Annotated in this window: 11 protein-coding genes; 2 read left to right on the top strand and 9 right to left on the bottom strand. The window is 38.8% G+C overall.

All coding sequences use genetic code 11. The features are described 5' to 3' along the window. Positions 1-204: 204 nt before the first annotated feature. Complete coding sequence (locus tag KDD30_RS17545; protein ID WP_211651300.1) at positions 205-2895, bottom strand: Ig-like domain-containing protein; 2691 nt, start codon at positions 2893-2895, stop codon at positions 205-207. Positions 2896-3424: 529 nt separating this feature from the next. Between KDD30_RS17545 and KDD30_RS17540 the strand changes: the two genes are divergently transcribed. Next, on the top strand, positions 3425-5851 hold the full coding sequence (locus KDD30_RS17540) for a hypothetical protein (protein ID WP_211651299.1): 2427 nt from the start codon (positions 3425-3427) through the stop codon (positions 5849-5851). Between the two features lie 863 nt (positions 5852-6714). Here KDD30_RS17540 and KDD30_RS17535 read toward each other — a convergent pair. The 7 genes from KDD30_RS17535 to KDD30_RS17505 form a co-directional block, all read right to left on the bottom strand. Continuing rightward, the gene (locus tag KDD30_RS17535; RefSeq protein ID WP_211651298.1) at positions 6715-7524 is read right to left on the bottom strand and encodes a LysM peptidoglycan-binding domain-containing protein; all 810 of its coding nucleotides are present in this window, start codon (positions 7522-7524) and stop codon (positions 6715-6717) included. Further along, complete coding sequence (locus KDD30_RS17530; protein WP_211651297.1) at positions 7524-8618, bottom strand: hypothetical protein; 1095 nt, start codon at positions 8616-8618, stop codon at positions 7524-7526. The genes KDD30_RS17535 and KDD30_RS17530 overlap by 1 nt, the downstream gene beginning before the upstream one ends. Next, positions 8618-9334 (bottom strand): hypothetical protein, encoded by a 717-nt coding sequence (locus KDD30_RS17525; RefSeq protein WP_211651296.1) that lies wholly within the window; start codon positions 9332-9334, stop codon positions 8618-8620. Before KDD30_RS17525 ends, KDD30_RS17530 begins: the two co-directional genes overlap by 1 nt. 2 nt (positions 9335-9336) lie before the next feature. Continuing rightward, a complete protein-coding gene (locus tag KDD30_RS17520; RefSeq protein WP_249199461.1) occupies positions 9337-10530 on the bottom strand; it encodes a CS1-pili formation C-terminal domain-containing protein in 1194 nt (397 codons plus the stop codon). Between the two features lie 203 nt (positions 10531-10733). Further along, positions 10734-12149 (bottom strand): TcfC E-set like domain-containing protein, encoded by a 1416-nt coding sequence (locus KDD30_RS17515; RefSeq protein ID WP_211651294.1) that lies wholly within the window; start codon positions 12147-12149, stop codon positions 10734-10736. Next, on the bottom strand, positions 12146-12691 hold the full coding sequence (locus KDD30_RS17510) for a hypothetical protein (protein WP_211651293.1): 546 nt from the start codon (positions 12689-12691) through the stop codon (positions 12146-12148). Before KDD30_RS17510 ends, KDD30_RS17515 begins: the two co-directional genes overlap by 4 nt. 88 nt (positions 12692-12779) lie before the next feature. Continuing rightward, entirely contained in the window at positions 12780-13313 is a 534-nt protein-coding gene (locus KDD30_RS17505) for a hypothetical protein (protein WP_211651292.1), read from the bottom strand. A gap of 583 nt (positions 13314-13896) precedes the next feature. Between KDD30_RS17505 and KDD30_RS17500 the strand changes: the two genes are divergently transcribed. Next, positions 13897-15003 carry an anhydro-N-acetylmuramic acid kinase gene (locus KDD30_RS17500; RefSeq protein ID WP_211651291.1) on the top strand — a complete coding sequence of 369 codons (1107 nt, stop codon included), beginning with the start codon at positions 13897-13899 and terminating at the stop codon, positions 15001-15003. Between the two features lie 79 nt (positions 15004-15082). Here the strand turns inward: KDD30_RS17500 and KDD30_RS17495 are convergent, their stop codons facing one another. Next, the gene (locus KDD30_RS17495) at positions 15083-15466 is read right to left on the bottom strand and encodes an MAPEG family protein (RefSeq protein WP_211651290.1); all 384 of its coding nucleotides are present in this window, start codon (positions 15464-15466) and stop codon (positions 15083-15085) included. Positions 15467-15490 lie beyond the last annotated feature (24 nt).

The raw sequence follows: 15490 nt of genomic DNA, 5'->3' as shown, positions 1-15490 counted from the left end.
CTTGAATTGTTCGAATATTTTCCAACCACCGTAAAATAAAAATAATCACCCATGATTACTTCTATTACACTCGATAGCATAGCAATGCTTAACACTTTATCAGTTAAGACTTCAATGTTTTTAAATCAAGCACCAACAAATCACTGCCACTTCTAAATATAGAGGAAACAAGCCGCCAACAATAAAGGTGACAATCAAGTAATATTACAATGGTTTATCAAATGTAATAATATTGCCCTCACTAATATAAGCAGTATCATCAATTTGTAAATTATTCACTCCAGCGAAACCAAAATATAAATTACTCGTTGGGTCAAAACCTGTAATATCAACAATTCCAGAAGGTTCACGAGGACGAATACTTGAAGTACTTAAATAAACCGTCATTGTGGCATCTTTACTAGAGATAGTCACCCATACATATAAGTCACCGTTATATATCTCTGGCATTGAGACACCTTCTTCTTGACCTATCACGCCATTTCTAATCGCCCTTCCTAACACATACTCACCAGTACTGGTATCACTTTTATAGATTAGTGTTAAACCATAAATATTATTAGCATTCCCACTCAATTGAGGGAAAGCATAAACAGGATCCATCACTAAATTATTAGCCAGAGGTTCACCTTGTTCAATAAAAAAGCTAATCGACCCATCATCTTGAATCGCATCCATTTTGCTAATTTTAAAACGCGCAGTAATACTTTCCTTCGGCAGATAAGTTAAGTTGCTTAAATATAAATATTTGTTCCCAACACCATAACGAACTGGAAGACCTTGGTTCAAATCAATAGGCAGTGGACTGGCACTCGTTGTTTGTACTTGCCACTGACTGGCATTATTAACCTGCATAGAAGTAAAACTGTCATTAATAAAATCGTACACATTATATGTAACATACGAGGTTAAGTAATCTGGATAATTTATTTTAATCACAGCACTGGTTAAGGCCGTATCAATATAAGTGGCAGAAAATGCAGATCCATTGATACATTCCGCATTAACACAACTTGAATAATCTCCTGATTTAACAGTGATTGACGACTTACCATTACTAAACATACCGTAATAAGGATCCACCGATAAAGTGATATTCCGATATTCCGCAGACGAAATATTGCTAAGACTAGCACCGAGATTAAGAATGTCATCATCGGTTAGATAACCAGATACCGTCGCATTATTCGTTCCCGCTGTATGCGTCGCCTCTAAATCTGTTACTTTCAATTTTCCTACAACACCATCAACAGTACCATCTGTTGTATTTTCATCTAATAAGCAAGTTGCATAAGCTGTATCATTGAGTGGATTATCTGGATTAACAGCATCGTAAAATAATGTAGTAACATCTATTTTGCCATCTGAATCTAAAACAAAAATATTACCGTTGGCATCAGACATACTCCCAGTCCAAAAAAACTGGGAGTCTGGATAACCAAGCTCTGATAAAACATTATTATTTAACCCTGCTCTTAACTCATATTGAGTAGGTAACCGTGCTCCCATCAGAGTGCAATATTTTTGAGCCTGACCAAACGTCATCAAAGCCATAGAAACATTTGTAGCAACTTCACCACCAGTAAAAGTCGAAAAATCAACACCTATTGTAAACAATCCCGGATTAATTCTAGGTTCAATATATGAATTTTTATAGGCAATATTTAGCCTGTCAGCAACTTCAGTGGTTATAGGAGGGCTAAGTGCAATACCAATCGTACCAACATTCGGCCCGGGTGGCACCGCGTTTTCTAACTGGGTATAGATCGTTCCCCAAAGCATATTGGCCAATGACATATCAGGCTCAACCAATACAGAGACCAAACCAACTGCATAACCGCCCTTTCCATCTGTGATGGTATAAGATACTTGCTGAAGTCCCGCACGATTTGAAGAAAAAGTGAAGGATAAATTGCCTGTTTTAGTCACTGTGCTGTTATAAGAGTTTAATTCTGAAATCGTGATCGGATCACCATCTTGGTCAAAACTATCTACACACGGAGAGATAACACCATTGATATTACAGTTCATTAAATCAATGACTATTTCTTCACCAAAATCGATTGGAACATCACTTGATACGCCTTCACCGTTTGTTTGATAGGTTGCATAGTAAATTGGGATATGAATAACTGGAGGATGATTAACACCGGACGAAAATGCCACATCAATGGTACCTAACTTAGTGTCTGTTCCATTTGATAAAGAATAAAGGACACGAACCACACCCGGTTCTGCCGTAGAAACAGTGATGGTGTGCGCAGCATCTCCTGATGCCGTCGCGGCAATATTACCAAACACATGCACATTTTCTTGTAGGAGATAACCAGCAGGCCAATCTGTTCCAAGCAAACCTTGGAGGTCAAGAATAACATCACGATGAATATCACCAACAGATGAAAGCAAAGGTAAATTTTCTTCTGTGGAAGTTGCAGAAGCGGAAACTCGCAATAAATTTGTCGTACTGCCAGTATAAACCCTAGACGTAGGTACCACATTAAAATGATAGCGACACTCAGAGGTTGACTCAGCGGATACTTGAAAGTCTAAGCCTTGGTCATCAGTTGTCACTTGACAATTTTTTTCCGTATATGAATCAAGCGCTGTTAAAGTTTTTATCTTAAGTTGTGATAGCGGAATGTTTGCCTTCACATCTAAAAACAGTTTTTTATCTTGATTTACAAGTATTTTAGCCGTTTGAATATCACTGATTATTTCTACGGTTTTCGGAAGAGAGCCTGTGCTTTCATTGTCAGAATTATTTTGGGTAGTCTCAGAATCACCGTCACCGCCACCACAGGAAGAAATGAATAGCGTTGCGGACAAAAGAAAGATAAGTCTTAATAAACGACTAGATTGAGTCTTGCTTCTTAAGCCTTGAGTTACATTACACACGCAATCCACCTATAAATAAGTTCATGATATTAAATAAAAAATTGAAGATTTCCAACCAAGAGAAAATCAATTTTAATTTTAAAATACACTCAATTTGTGAGTATCTCACATTTAAAAGCAGCAAACAGTAATATGGTGAGCACAACCCAAAAAAACAGAATGTTCCTACAACATATGATGTTCAATAAAAACTCAGCATAAGAAACTAGGCGTACTCATTCTTCGTTCTATGTTTAGGGAATGATGAGCTTATCTCTAGATCTGTGTCTCCATACAAGTCGCACATAAAAACAGTGGAAAGCCAGTTGCCTTTAACAATTCCTTAAAAATCAATCAGCATCGTTGATGTTGTAGGTATTTTCTGATTTGTGTATTTTTATGCTGAATTCGACTGTGATTTGTATAAAAGATTAGTATCATTATTTTTTTAAAGTTTTCGAGTCATCGAGTAATGTTTTATGAGTTATCAAAATAAAAAGCCTCCATTGATTAAAAAATAAGCAAAGCATGTTTCCCAACATTTTTTGTATTGATTTTTCTTTCTGCTTGCAAAGGCGGTGATGACTCAACTGTTCCACACAACCCAGCTCAGACGGATAATTCATCGACTCCGATTTCAACGGTTGTGATTAACGCTGCAAATACTCAAGTACGGACGATCATTAATGAACCGGTAACAATTGATTTAAAAAAAAGCGTTCAAACCAGTGATCAATCGGGTTTTAAGCTTCAAAATGTGAGTGTTAAAAATGGCAACGGATGTCATATTGATGCACAATCGACAGACTACTTAACAGTGTCAGGCACACAAACTCAAGACTGTATTTTTCAATATAGAGTCGCCTCTCTGTCCTCTCCTTTAACCACAGAAAGTGCCGTTGTGCGTTTAGCAGTTGCCAGTACATATTCTGATAATACACTGTCGACATTAAGTTACTCGATGCAATTATCAGATGGTCAACTGTCATTTAATCCTAGAACTGATTTGCCAGCAGGTTCATTAACAGTAAATGATGTTCTATCTGAATCAGTAACAGTATTAGGCAGCGGAACAGCAATCAGTATACCTTCATCAGATACCATCACTTATACTCCGGTGGAAAAAGGCTCCGTCTCCATCTTATATTCTTACATTGATTCCACGACGGATGAAATTAAGCAAGGATCGGCAGTGATTGCCATTTCTGATAGTACAGGTAATAGTATTCCTACAGCAGATCGATTTACTTATACCGGGAAACAGTTAAATGCAGGTGAAGAAATCACTTTTGATTTGGGAGCATTAGGCAATGTATCCGGACATATTCAAGATAACGATGGTGATGATTTACAGCTCATTGATGTACAAGCGATGGATGCGACAGTTGCACTAAATGCCCCAGATGATGTCACCAATACTGCCTTCAGTTTTTCGTCAACCAGACCAGGTGGACATGATATTATTTACACGATTACTGACCATCGCGGTGGTTTTGCTTCGGGCATATTGCACGTTGTCGTTACGCCAGAATTTAACTTAATTCAAGATTGGGATGATATTAAAACAAATGATCCAGCTTTGAGTGCTGAGATTAATCCATATGTGATTTTTTCTGCGCCACTGACGAAGCCAGTTGCCGACTTTATGAATATTAATTATGCCGCCATCGTAGATGACAGTAATGGCGGAATGCCAAATGGTGGATTAAAAATGGTTGCGATGAGCTATCAGCAGGCGAAAGATTATTGTGAATTACGAAATGGCCGACTACCGTTAAGCCGTGAATTGCAACTACTGCTGGATAATGCCGCAAATATCACTGCCTCAAAGAAGGTCGGAGGCCATAATTGGCCAGTAGGAAAATTAAGCGGCAAGGGATTTTGGACTGCAGATAAAAGCAGCGAAACTCTTGTGGATGTTGCCAATTTTAATTCTTCAACGATCACACAAGTCGATATAGCTGCTGTTGAATACGTTACTTGCGTCAGATTAGACTCAAATGAAAGTAGTGCCAAACCTTTTTCATGGTCAGATATTACAATTACATTTGATTACGGGATCCAATCTAATATTAACGCGATACTTTATGATCCCGATGGCAACCCTGCTCCCTACCAGAATGTCGATTTAAGCCTTGCTCTTCCCGAGAATGGATTATGGTTAAACAATAATAATACAGACATGGTTTATACTGACTTTCAAGGAGTTGCCAGTAATGTGTATTATGATGTAGCTACAATCAATGAAACGAAAATCGATAAAACAAATGTATTGATTTTTAAATCGATGAACCTGGATGTAGCTGGAGCTTATACGAATGAAGAAGTGATATTTAATGAAGAAATTGATGTGACTAACCCTCAACTTTGGCAGGAAAATACTAATAAAACAGATGGTTCTGTTATTGATGATAGTGGACTCCCTATACACCAAAAAGTAACTTATCGTCGTAGTGCATTTATGTATAATACTGCATTCTCAGGATCTCATTTTTATGCCCACTATACGGTTTCTAAACCAGACCCAGTAACTTATTATGGTAGTTCTTCTTTCTACTTACAGCAATTAACCCCAGACTTGACTGTTTTACTTTCAAACGGTGAAGCGACAAGTGGGGGGAGAGCAACAGGTCAACCAAATTCTTCCACTGTTTATGGATTTAGTTATAGTTATTTTCAGAATGCAAGCTATAATTTTATTGACTCTGGACAGACTACTGCAGTAGTTGCTCCATTTCGTGACGTAAAAAATCCAAGCGTAAATATTTGGTTTTATGCTAACAGTGGTTTTATGGATATTTACATTAACCCTAACTCAGATATTCGACCGGAGACTCCGGCAGGAACGTTAAATATTTCAAATTTAGATTTGAATCGTGATTTTTGGGTTGGTTTTTCTGGTTATAACAGTCTTTCGACCTCAACTAGAATCAGTTCATTTCAAGCTTTCACTTATGATTTACCACCTGGAAATTGATTATGAACCGAATTCTAGCGATTCATTCAGCCAATATCTTGGTTTGATTGGCTGAATGGATTCCCAAAGGTGATTACCGACCAGGAAACCGAAAAAAAAAACAATTAATATTTCCGGATATCTCACGCCGTTTCAGAATTGAAACGGCGTGAAACTTTCCAGCAATGAGTGAGGACGAAACTTATGATATTCGATTCTCCACCTCGCCATGTTGTCCCAAGTCTCTTCCAATGATAATAACTGATTGTCCACACTCCCTCTGCTGAGACAGCCTAAATGGATTTTTACCGAATAAAGTAGCGTTGATGCAGGGCAAGATCGCGAATGATTCAGTACAAAAGGCTTTTCTCCAGAGCATCCCAGCTCATGACACGATTGCCAGGGTTGTATCTTCCGTTGAACCTGATCCGTTTCAAGTCTACTTTTCAAAATGGATGCAGGTGGCAACGTTTGTTCGGATAGCGAGTTGATTGGTGTTGTCACGGCAAGGTATTACGCGGTTCCTACAGCCAAGAAAACCGAACATTCTAAACTGGTGAAATGTGGTCAAAGTAAGTTGGTGTTGACACGCCATATCGTCAGTGCTTTTGAGATAGCCAGATAGACGAGCATGATAGTGACAATCGATTAGTAATCAAAGGGGACCCAAAAAGCCTAGCCAAAGCGGTACAAAAAGCGTTGACGACCTGGATATGCGATGACAATGAAGAGCGCGCACTTGAACGTTTAGGTGATGTGCCTCTGGCTGAATCCCGGAGGCGACGAGAAACCTCTAGTTTCAAAACGACCCATATAGAGCAAATAAACTGGTCACACTTTGTGGGGGTGAAAAATCATGGAGACCAAAGGCACAGATGATTTATTTAACGACATACCTCAGTATGCGTCTCATGATAAACTCGTATCTTATCACCTGGCTGTATGATGTTTTTGTTTTTCAAATGATTGATATAGCCTTGGTTCAAGTTCATGAATTCACTTAAAGTCATTTGATATTTTCTTCTAATTTTAAGTAACCATTCACCTTCTTTAACCGTATGAACAATCAGATTTCGACTAGAACTTTCTATACAATTCAGTACACTGGTTCGTAATGATTCTTCTTTTGGTACTGATTGAACTATCACTTGTTCAACTTTAATCTCTTCTGCCTGTGCTGGTCTTGAGGAGCTGACTTGTTGATTTCGATTCTTTTGCCCAAAGTAATAGACAAAACCTATATTAAAGCTTTCAATAAATTTCCCCCAAGAGTCAGGCTTAGCGTAAAATTTATACCCCGTATTGATGTCAAAATCGTCAGCTAATGCATACTTCAGACCGACTTGCCCTGATGCGAGTATATCTCCGCTAAAAGATGTCCCTCCCCCGCCTAAGTAAAATCGAAAAGAATCAGAAAGAGGTATATATCCGATTAAATGCAGATCTCCATGATTAAAATCCTCTCCACCGAGTAACCCATTATCTAGCCCATAAGCGGCTTCAATACTCAGATAGTCATTAAAGAGATACCCTGCATTGATATCCATACCATAAGACACTTCATCTTCGGATCTGATTGAATTTTCTGTACTTAAGACCTGAGCATTACTACCGATAAAATATCCAGATTCTCTTGCACTAACATTAAATACAACCATTAATAATGTTAATTTTGTGAATAGTAACTTTATCATTATAAATTCTCAATAAAAATAACAGTAAATGAGTCTGTATAATCACCAGAAATTATTGTTGTCGGATCGGTAATATTATAATCCACCCGTAAAGTGAAGGGTAAATTACCAGGGTCGGATCCCGGTAAAATGACCGTCTCGTTGTTTGCTAATTGTAACACCCCGTCAATCACAATCTGCTGGTCTTGACACTCAGCACAAAAAATTGAATAAGGTATTTTATAATTTCCATTCGCTACATTGATTAAGTTGTAATTTCGGCTTGAGAATTGCAGCAATAGCCCTTGGCTTAAATATCCTGTTGCTATGCCTTGAAAAGTTGCAGTACCTGCTGCTGAACGATTCGCTGTATCGTATGTTGGAATGATTGATAATGTATTAGAAACAAAAGAAACATCGGTCAGAAAATCAGGCTCATAATAAATCGACACAGAAAAGGTCTGTGGAATAAGATAATAGGTTAATGCACCACTGCTTGTTCTATAAAAATATTTCAAGAAATAAGAAACTGTGCCGGTATATGTTCCCTCAATTGCTGATGCAGAACGTAATGCGTCAATTAAAGCTGCAGAATCTAACTTAAATATTGGTCGAACAAAATAAAATGGCATAATTGATGATGCATACACTATTTTGTCTTTTGATACACAGAAACTTGAAGGATCATTTGCAATACTTACGATACCAACACCTGATGAACCAGAGTCAATTGCACAGATTGAATGAGCACCAAGGTCATTCGTTGATGATATTCCACTAGCACTGCCTAGATTATATTCAGCACCAATCACGGTTACATTGGCAGCCACGCCAGAAGTTGGTCCAGTGAAAGTCGTTATCGTAGGGGCACCATCAAATGTTCCCCCAACCCATTCTAACGTTGGTGGTAAATTCGATACCGTTTGCCAATCTGACAGAGTATACGTATTTGCAAATGCTAAATTTATCCCATTACTCCAAGTCAGCTCACCATTTTTAATCATCCCATTGACTGTTGCTGCCCATCCTAGTTTAGGAATAATCAACAATATGAATAGAATGGAGTTAAGGATAGCCACCTTGTGATTAATTACATCTATCTTAAAGATTTTCATTATTCTTGTCTCTTCAAGACAAATTCTTTAAAGTAAGAGTTATCATAACTCGCAATAGTTACATTTAATGAATCAGACCGCATCGAATCGGGTATTTTAAACTCTCTCTCCCGGCCAGCCAATCCAGTAAAACTGGTTATACAAACATGAGATTTTTTTTGTGATTTACATTGATCAATCTGAAATCTGACGACTGAGTTACCAGTGTTTTTAAACCAAATTTTATCTCCTAAGTTTTTCATTTCGTATGAAATATTTAATTCCTTTGCTGGGATAATATACAAAGGGGAAAAACCATAATTTATACCAATTTTTCCTTTCGTTTCTTGACCATCGACATACGGAATCGGTGCAAATGTTAACTGATAAACATGATCACGATTAAAGTTACAATCGCCATTACATAAAGAACGTACACCTAATGGTTTAACTCGACCTGGTTCGATAATTAAATTCGGTGTTGCGACTGTAATTTTCCAAGAATTCAAATTATCCTTCGTATAAGGCACCTTAACTAACTGACCATTTTCGACATTTACTTCCTCAATTTTTGTTCTAACTAAACTTGTTTGTGGTAGGTCATTAGTAAGAGAAAAAACGCCATTACCTTGTAAATCAGAAACTAAAATCATTTTATCAACTTGAAGTGCATTAGCTTTCATAGAAGCAACACAAGTGAACAAGCTCGTAATGAAAAATGCTATCTTTCTTTTCATGGTTATTCTGCCCTACTGTATGCCTGCAATGCATAATCTTTGCTGATTTGAATATCACGATTTGCATATTGTTGAAGATCTTTTATAACACGCTTAGTTTTAGCCGTGATAGACGCTGCGTCATCACTAAGAACATAGACTAGAATATTATTCGCTACATTTACCTTTCTGATATCAACATCTTTACTATCCATCATAGAAATCTTTTCATTCAATACTGACTTTTCTATCTTCTTAGAGTAACTACCAACATAAGTCATGATTCTTTTCTTATTATTAAAGGTAATGAACATGTTTTCCGATGTGGATAAATTAGGCAAACAGTAATTCTCCCCAAAATTCATCAACCCAGACTGAGAAATTGATGGTAATATACATCTATATTGATTGTCGTTTAATGTAAAGTTTTCACCTTCTAAAACTGAAACTTTATATACACCATCTGTAATATTAGAAACGGTTAAGCAACCATCCCCTTTACATTGAATATCTCTCAAAGATTGATCAAAAATATCTTTAAATCCAGCAATAAAAGTCACGATACGGCGTAATTTAGGTTTAACTTCTAACACTGTTCCTGGTTGAGCATATCCTGAAATACGCTTCCCACCGGAGTTATATAGATCGACACTTTCTACGTTTATCGTAGCATCATAGTCGCTATATAAATCAACCGGAATAAGATTTGAATCATTATAAAGCGTCATGTTTCGATTATACTTATCATTTTTATCCAGTACTAATAACCCCTGACTCGACAAGTTATCACCGTTCCTGACGTTATTTTCTGAACTCACATAAATATACGCATTGGATCGTTTACTGGTCGCTTTAACTCCATTTCCAGTGATGACTTGTGAACTAGAAAAACCTAAATTCATGTTCTTTTCGCCATTGGAATCAATATAACCGTAGCCATTAGCAGAAAATGCATCTCGATTCACTTGTACATTAACATCTGAAGAAAAATATTTGCTATTGTCAGTCCTATTATCAGAATAGTTATTATCCGCTGATATTGACGCATAGACACTTCTATCTTTCACAAGATCATTGCTACTTATACCATTTGAGAACTGAGACACACCGTTGTTATCAAATGACAAGTTACTTTCTGCACTAAATAACTTACTGATTGGAATATTCCATAACAAGCTAATATTATAGTTGTCTGAATTATCCGAGTCATAATTCATATTCAAATCAACTCTTGAGTTGATGATAAACGGAATGCTCAAGCCACCAGCTATCAAACCAGAGGTAAACTCAGAGAAATTTTCTGTTTTATCCTGTTTTGTGTAACTGTAGCTTAAATAGCCAAAACCTGATACCCAAGGTAATGTTTGTGAATATGAAACATTGTATCTATCATAACTACCACTACCATAGTAATAACTAGCTAGCGTATTGTAATCATTGGAATTAGCATCATCACTACCATCTTCGTATTTTTCATAATTAAATGAAAATTATTCCAATTGAAAAATGCTTCCGCTTGATATACATTTTTATTGAAAATTTGACTACGAACTGTTAATGCAGCCCCCATTGGCATATAAGCTTTTGCTGCGACCATCCCACTATTACCAATAGAAGAAGTACTTCCACCTATACTCAGCAATAAGTAATCTGCAGCTCGATATGAAATCCCTGTTCGAATAAAACTTTCACCATCGACTTCTGTATTTATTTTCCCTAAGAAAGAATCTGTATTTAAGTCAGAATCTTTCTTATAAATACCTGTAGATATAAGATAATCAAAATTACCTGTAGCAAGTTGATCATCATTGGTATTAAATATCGTTCTTGTTTCTTTGTACACGACATCGTCACCAACTTTGAGCTCTAGAATTACATCATAACGGCCTTTAGGCAACTCATTGTTAGTAATTAAACCTTGCCCACTCGGTACATTCTTTTGTAAAATAATCCGACCATCACGATAAATATTCAACACACCAGACTTGGGTGCAAAATAGAATATCTTCTGGGTAACACGACTCTGTGATTTTAATAAATTTGATGACGTTCCAAATCCAAAAGCTATCTCACTGGTGTTATTCATTTTGAACAACACATCAGTCGCATTAAAGTTATCTGTCGTTGAGTTATAGCCAACTTGGAAACGATAACGATCAAATTCATAGTTATATTGCATGCGATCTAAATCAAAATCATCATCGCCACCCATATGAATAAAGTAACCAGTTTGTGTATCAAGGTAACCATACTTTAGACCAATAATACTATCATCGTAAAAATTGAAGCTGGTGTTATCAAATTCATTATTAGTATTACTATATGCATTAAAGTGATTGATTAGCGTATAGTTATCTTTTTTAGACTCAGCATATTCCTGCTGTGAACTAATGTTGCTATCTGTTTCTAAATAATTAGGATTAACCCACAAGTACAATTTATTAGAATAGTAATCATACAGGGTTGAATAACGATCAGGCGTAACAATACATTGCGATAGCGTTCCTTCACAATCTGCTGAGTTTTTTGCCCCTTGCTCAAAGTCATACATGATATCTGTAATCAAACTTTGTTTAATATGTAAACGCTTTAACTCTTGAATGAACGCTTGTTTTTGTTGTTCACTATTTAATTTAACTGTATCGTAATTAACGAACATTGGTAATGAGTCGCTACTTTTATCAGTAAAGATTAGCTCAACATTTTTCTGTTTAAAATCAAACAAGGCTTTAAAATCATCTGGAAGATTTTTGACAGGCAACTGACCATAAGCGAGACCAACACTTACGCCCACTAAAACTACCGCAATCCTTAAAAGTATATTTACCTGTTTCATACATCCATCTCAACAGTAAAGGTTAAGCTACCCCCACACTCATAAGCATTTTGTGGCGGTATTAAAAATCGCATCCATAATGTTGATTGACTGGAAATAGTTTCTCCATCCAGACTCGACTGAGGCAATACAACGGGTGTATTTAATTCCATTTTTGTTTCAGATATTCCATCATTAGAATAAACAGATAAAAAATCATTCGGTGTAATCAATTCATTACCGGAACCAGCGCCAGAGCCACCATTGTCACGACACACAGTGAATTGATTTGTTAATAGTAAACCTAAATTTAGGCTTGTATCGGCAACGAGAAACGTTGTTTCGATGTCAACCTGTAAAACTGTGTCTTGAAACGTTTTTTTTGATCCATCATAACGTAATACAACCTGGCTTGGCGTTATGCTAAAACGTGTGATTTCTTGAGCAAAAAAGGCACTTTTATCTATCGTTGTATTTACTATTAGTGGTTTATTAATTGGATTATTAGCAAAACTCACATGAGCGATTAATAGTGCAATGCACAGTATTAATTTCTTCAACATCCTCATAAAACACTCTCATAGTAAAAACAAAAGACAGCAAACAATATTGCTGTCTTTACATTTACAACAGCATGTTACTATAAATAATTTATACTGCGTTCTGTGCAACAACTGTAATATATAACCCAGCAGATGTAGAACCACCTGGAGTAACTATGTTATCGACTTCAGCTTGATCTGTTGTTGTACCAGTTGCAGAAATTGAAACTGAACCAACTTGCGTTGGGTTGATGCCTTGAGTTAAAGCCAAATTAGTCGATGTTGCCATATTATTGCCAGAAGTTAGATCTGTTACCGTGATGGTCGCTGTTGTCACACCAACACCACCAATACGGTAATCAACCTGACTAATAGACCAATCACCAACCATTGGCGTTATACCTGTAGGATCATAGAGTTCAAGTGTTACAGGTTTAGTTGTTACAAATGTACCATCTGTAGAAACGTTGATTTCACCATCTGAAACAGCACCGCCGTTTACACCAGTGATAATAGAAGTATCGCCAACGACATCACTGGTAATAACACCATTAAATTGTACAACCTGAACTGGATCTACGGCAAAAGCAGAGCCAGACATCATTGCCATACTGATCACTGATACTAGAGTTAGTTTTTTCATTCATTCATTCCTTCAATAAAGCTCTTCGATTTTGGGCTACATGAATAATCACTTCAGCTTTTTACTTTATCGTTCTTAATGTTATTTTTCACTCTAATCAATGGCAATGAAATCAGAAAAAGAAAAATCCTACAAAGCTGATAGCCATTACTGACATTCAATTTCAATCCCCATTGAAAATCCCTGTAATCGCTGGTAAATAACATAGAAAGTCATTCAGAATATTATTCACATTTGAGCTTGCTTCTCATTAGCCTAACGAGGTGAAATCATTTGCATAATATAAATACACCAGAATCTTAATATTTGAACCTTTCCACCTTCTGTTTATCGGGACAAGTCAAGCTAGCTTTGTTGACTAAACCAGCATGAGATTTTCTTGCGGTCAGAAGTCTGGACATAATACAACCCCTTTTGATGGCGACTTAACATCTACTATTCACTGACGTTAAAAATAGGAAGGCCATCAAAGATGTTCAGACACAGACTGAAATTTCACTGAACGACATGTCCATCACGCCATTGTCCCTGAAATCATGCTACCGTGCCTGAGTTGAATTGAACTGAATCCAGGAGGCGCGTGATGCACCGGGAGTTATATATCGGCGTAATGTCCGGCACCAGTATGGATGGTGTGGATACCGCACTGGTTGCCATTGAAGACAACCGCATTGAACTGCTTGCCCATGATGACTTTCCGATGCCGCCTGAGCTGAAACAGCGGCTATTGGCAGTCTGTACCGGCCAGCCGACGAATCTGATTGAAATCGGGACTCTGGATCATCAGCTGGGCCTGCTGTTTGCCGATGCTGTCGATGCGCTGCTGGAAAAGTCCGGCTATACCGCCGATCAGATCCGAGCCATCGGTAACCATGGGCAGACCGTGTTTCACCAGCCGACCGGCACCACGCCTTTCACGATGCAGCTGGGCGATGCCCATCTCATCGCGACCCGAACCGGTATCGACACGGTGGCAGATTTTCGTCGGAAAGATATGGCCCTTGGCGGTCAGGGCGCGCCTTTGGTGCCGGCATTTCATAAAACCCTGTTCCAGTCGTCCGATTCCAGCGTGGTGATTCTCAACATTGGCGGGATTGCGAATCTTTCGGTGATTCGCCCGGATGAGCCTGTGTTCGGGTACGATACCGGGCCGGGAAATATGCTGATGGATTTCTGGTGCCAGCAACACACAGGCAAACCCTTTGATCTGGATGGCCAGTTTGCCCAGCAGGGAAAAGTCGATGACATCCTGCTTGAAGCGATGCTGACTGAGCCATATTTCTCGCTGTCTGCACCAAAAAGCACCGGACGTGAGCTCTTTAATGATGCCTGGCTCGGTCAGCAACTGGCCAATCACACTGCCTCCGCGGAAGACGTGCAACGCACTCTGTGCGAACTCACGGCCGTCAGTATTGCCCGGGAAGTGCTGAAGTTTCAGTCCGGCCCCAATCCGACCTTGCTGGTCTGTGGCGGCGGGGCACGCAACCCGCTGCTGATGGACCGGATTTCTGCGCTGCTCTCTGACTGGCACGTGTCAACCACCCGTGAACAGGGGGTCGACAGCGACTACATGGAAGCCATGGCATTCGCCTGGCTGGCGCAGCGGCGCATTCATGATCTGCCAAGTAACTTACCGGAAGTAACCGGCGCCAGTCGGCTTGCGTCGTTAGGGGTTGTCTATCCGGCCTGACCCGGTCACGCCCTCTGTCGAACCAGCAAAACACACCGGCAGTATCACCACTGCCGGTCTTCAGGCGATGCACCATGTCCTAGCCGAAAATCGAATTCAGCAGATTCAGCACAGCCATCCCGATCAGTGGCCAGAGTGTCAGCTGCATCCCCAGCACTCTGCCCTTCAGGCTGTCTGCCAGAATCCCCCGGCCATGAATTATCCGGCCAGCCGTAAACACCAATCCGATCAGCATGATCAGCCAACTGGCGCCGCCGTGTTCTTCCAGGAGGAACATCAGCACCAGCATGATCGGAATATAATTCACCGCATTCGACTGCGCCGAACAGGCCAACTGTAAATCCTTGGCTTTCCCTTCACCGTCGCCATACCCAATCTGATGCCTTCGCCGGGCTTTGATCACCTGAAAAGACAGCCAGCACAGCCATAACGCAAGTACTGATGCAAAAAAACTTGTGGTCATACGAACCTTTCACTCCCTGTTTTA

The organism is Photobacterium sp. GJ3 (assembly GCF_018199995.1).
GTDB lineage: Bacteria > Pseudomonadota > Gammaproteobacteria > Enterobacterales > Vibrionaceae > Photobacterium.
The sequence above is the reverse complement of the archived record's forward strand: the minus strand, read 5'-3'. Positions and strand labels throughout refer to the sequence as shown.

What these genes read in the sequence shown, in the direction of transcription:
- KDD30_RS17495 (WP_211651290.1), bottom strand. Translation starts at nt 15,466, where the DNA reads ATGACCACAAGTTTTTTTGCATCAGTACTTGCGTTATGGCTGTGCTGG.
- KDD30_RS17500 (WP_211651291.1), top strand. Translation starts at nt 13,897, where the DNA reads ATGCACCGGGAGTTATATATCGGCGTAATGTCCGGCACCAGTATGGAT.
- KDD30_RS17530 (WP_211651297.1), bottom strand. Translation starts at nt 8,618, where the DNA reads ATGAAAATCTTTAAGATAGATGTAATTAATCACAAGGTGGCTATCCTT.
- KDD30_RS17520 (WP_249199461.1), bottom strand. Translation starts at nt 10,530, where the DNA reads ATGAATTATGACTCGGATAATTCAGACAACTATAATATTAGCTTGTTA.
- KDD30_RS17510 (WP_211651293.1), bottom strand. Translation starts at nt 12,691, where the DNA reads ATGTTGAAGAAATTAATACTGTGCATTGCACTATTAATCGCTCATGTG.
- KDD30_RS17515 (WP_211651294.1), bottom strand. Translation starts at nt 12,149, where the DNA reads ATGAAACAGGTAAATATACTTTTAAGGATTGCGGTAGTTTTAGTGGGC.
- KDD30_RS17505 (WP_211651292.1), bottom strand. Translation starts at nt 13,313, where the DNA reads ATGAAAAAACTAACTCTAGTATCAGTGATCAGTATGGCAATGATGTCT.
- KDD30_RS17535 (WP_211651298.1), bottom strand. Translation starts at nt 7,524, where the DNA reads ATGATAAAGTTACTATTCACAAAATTAACATTATTAATGGTTGTATTT.
- KDD30_RS17525 (WP_211651296.1), bottom strand. Translation starts at nt 9,334, where the DNA reads ATGAAAAGAAAGATAGCATTTTTCATTACGAGCTTGTTCACTTGTGTT.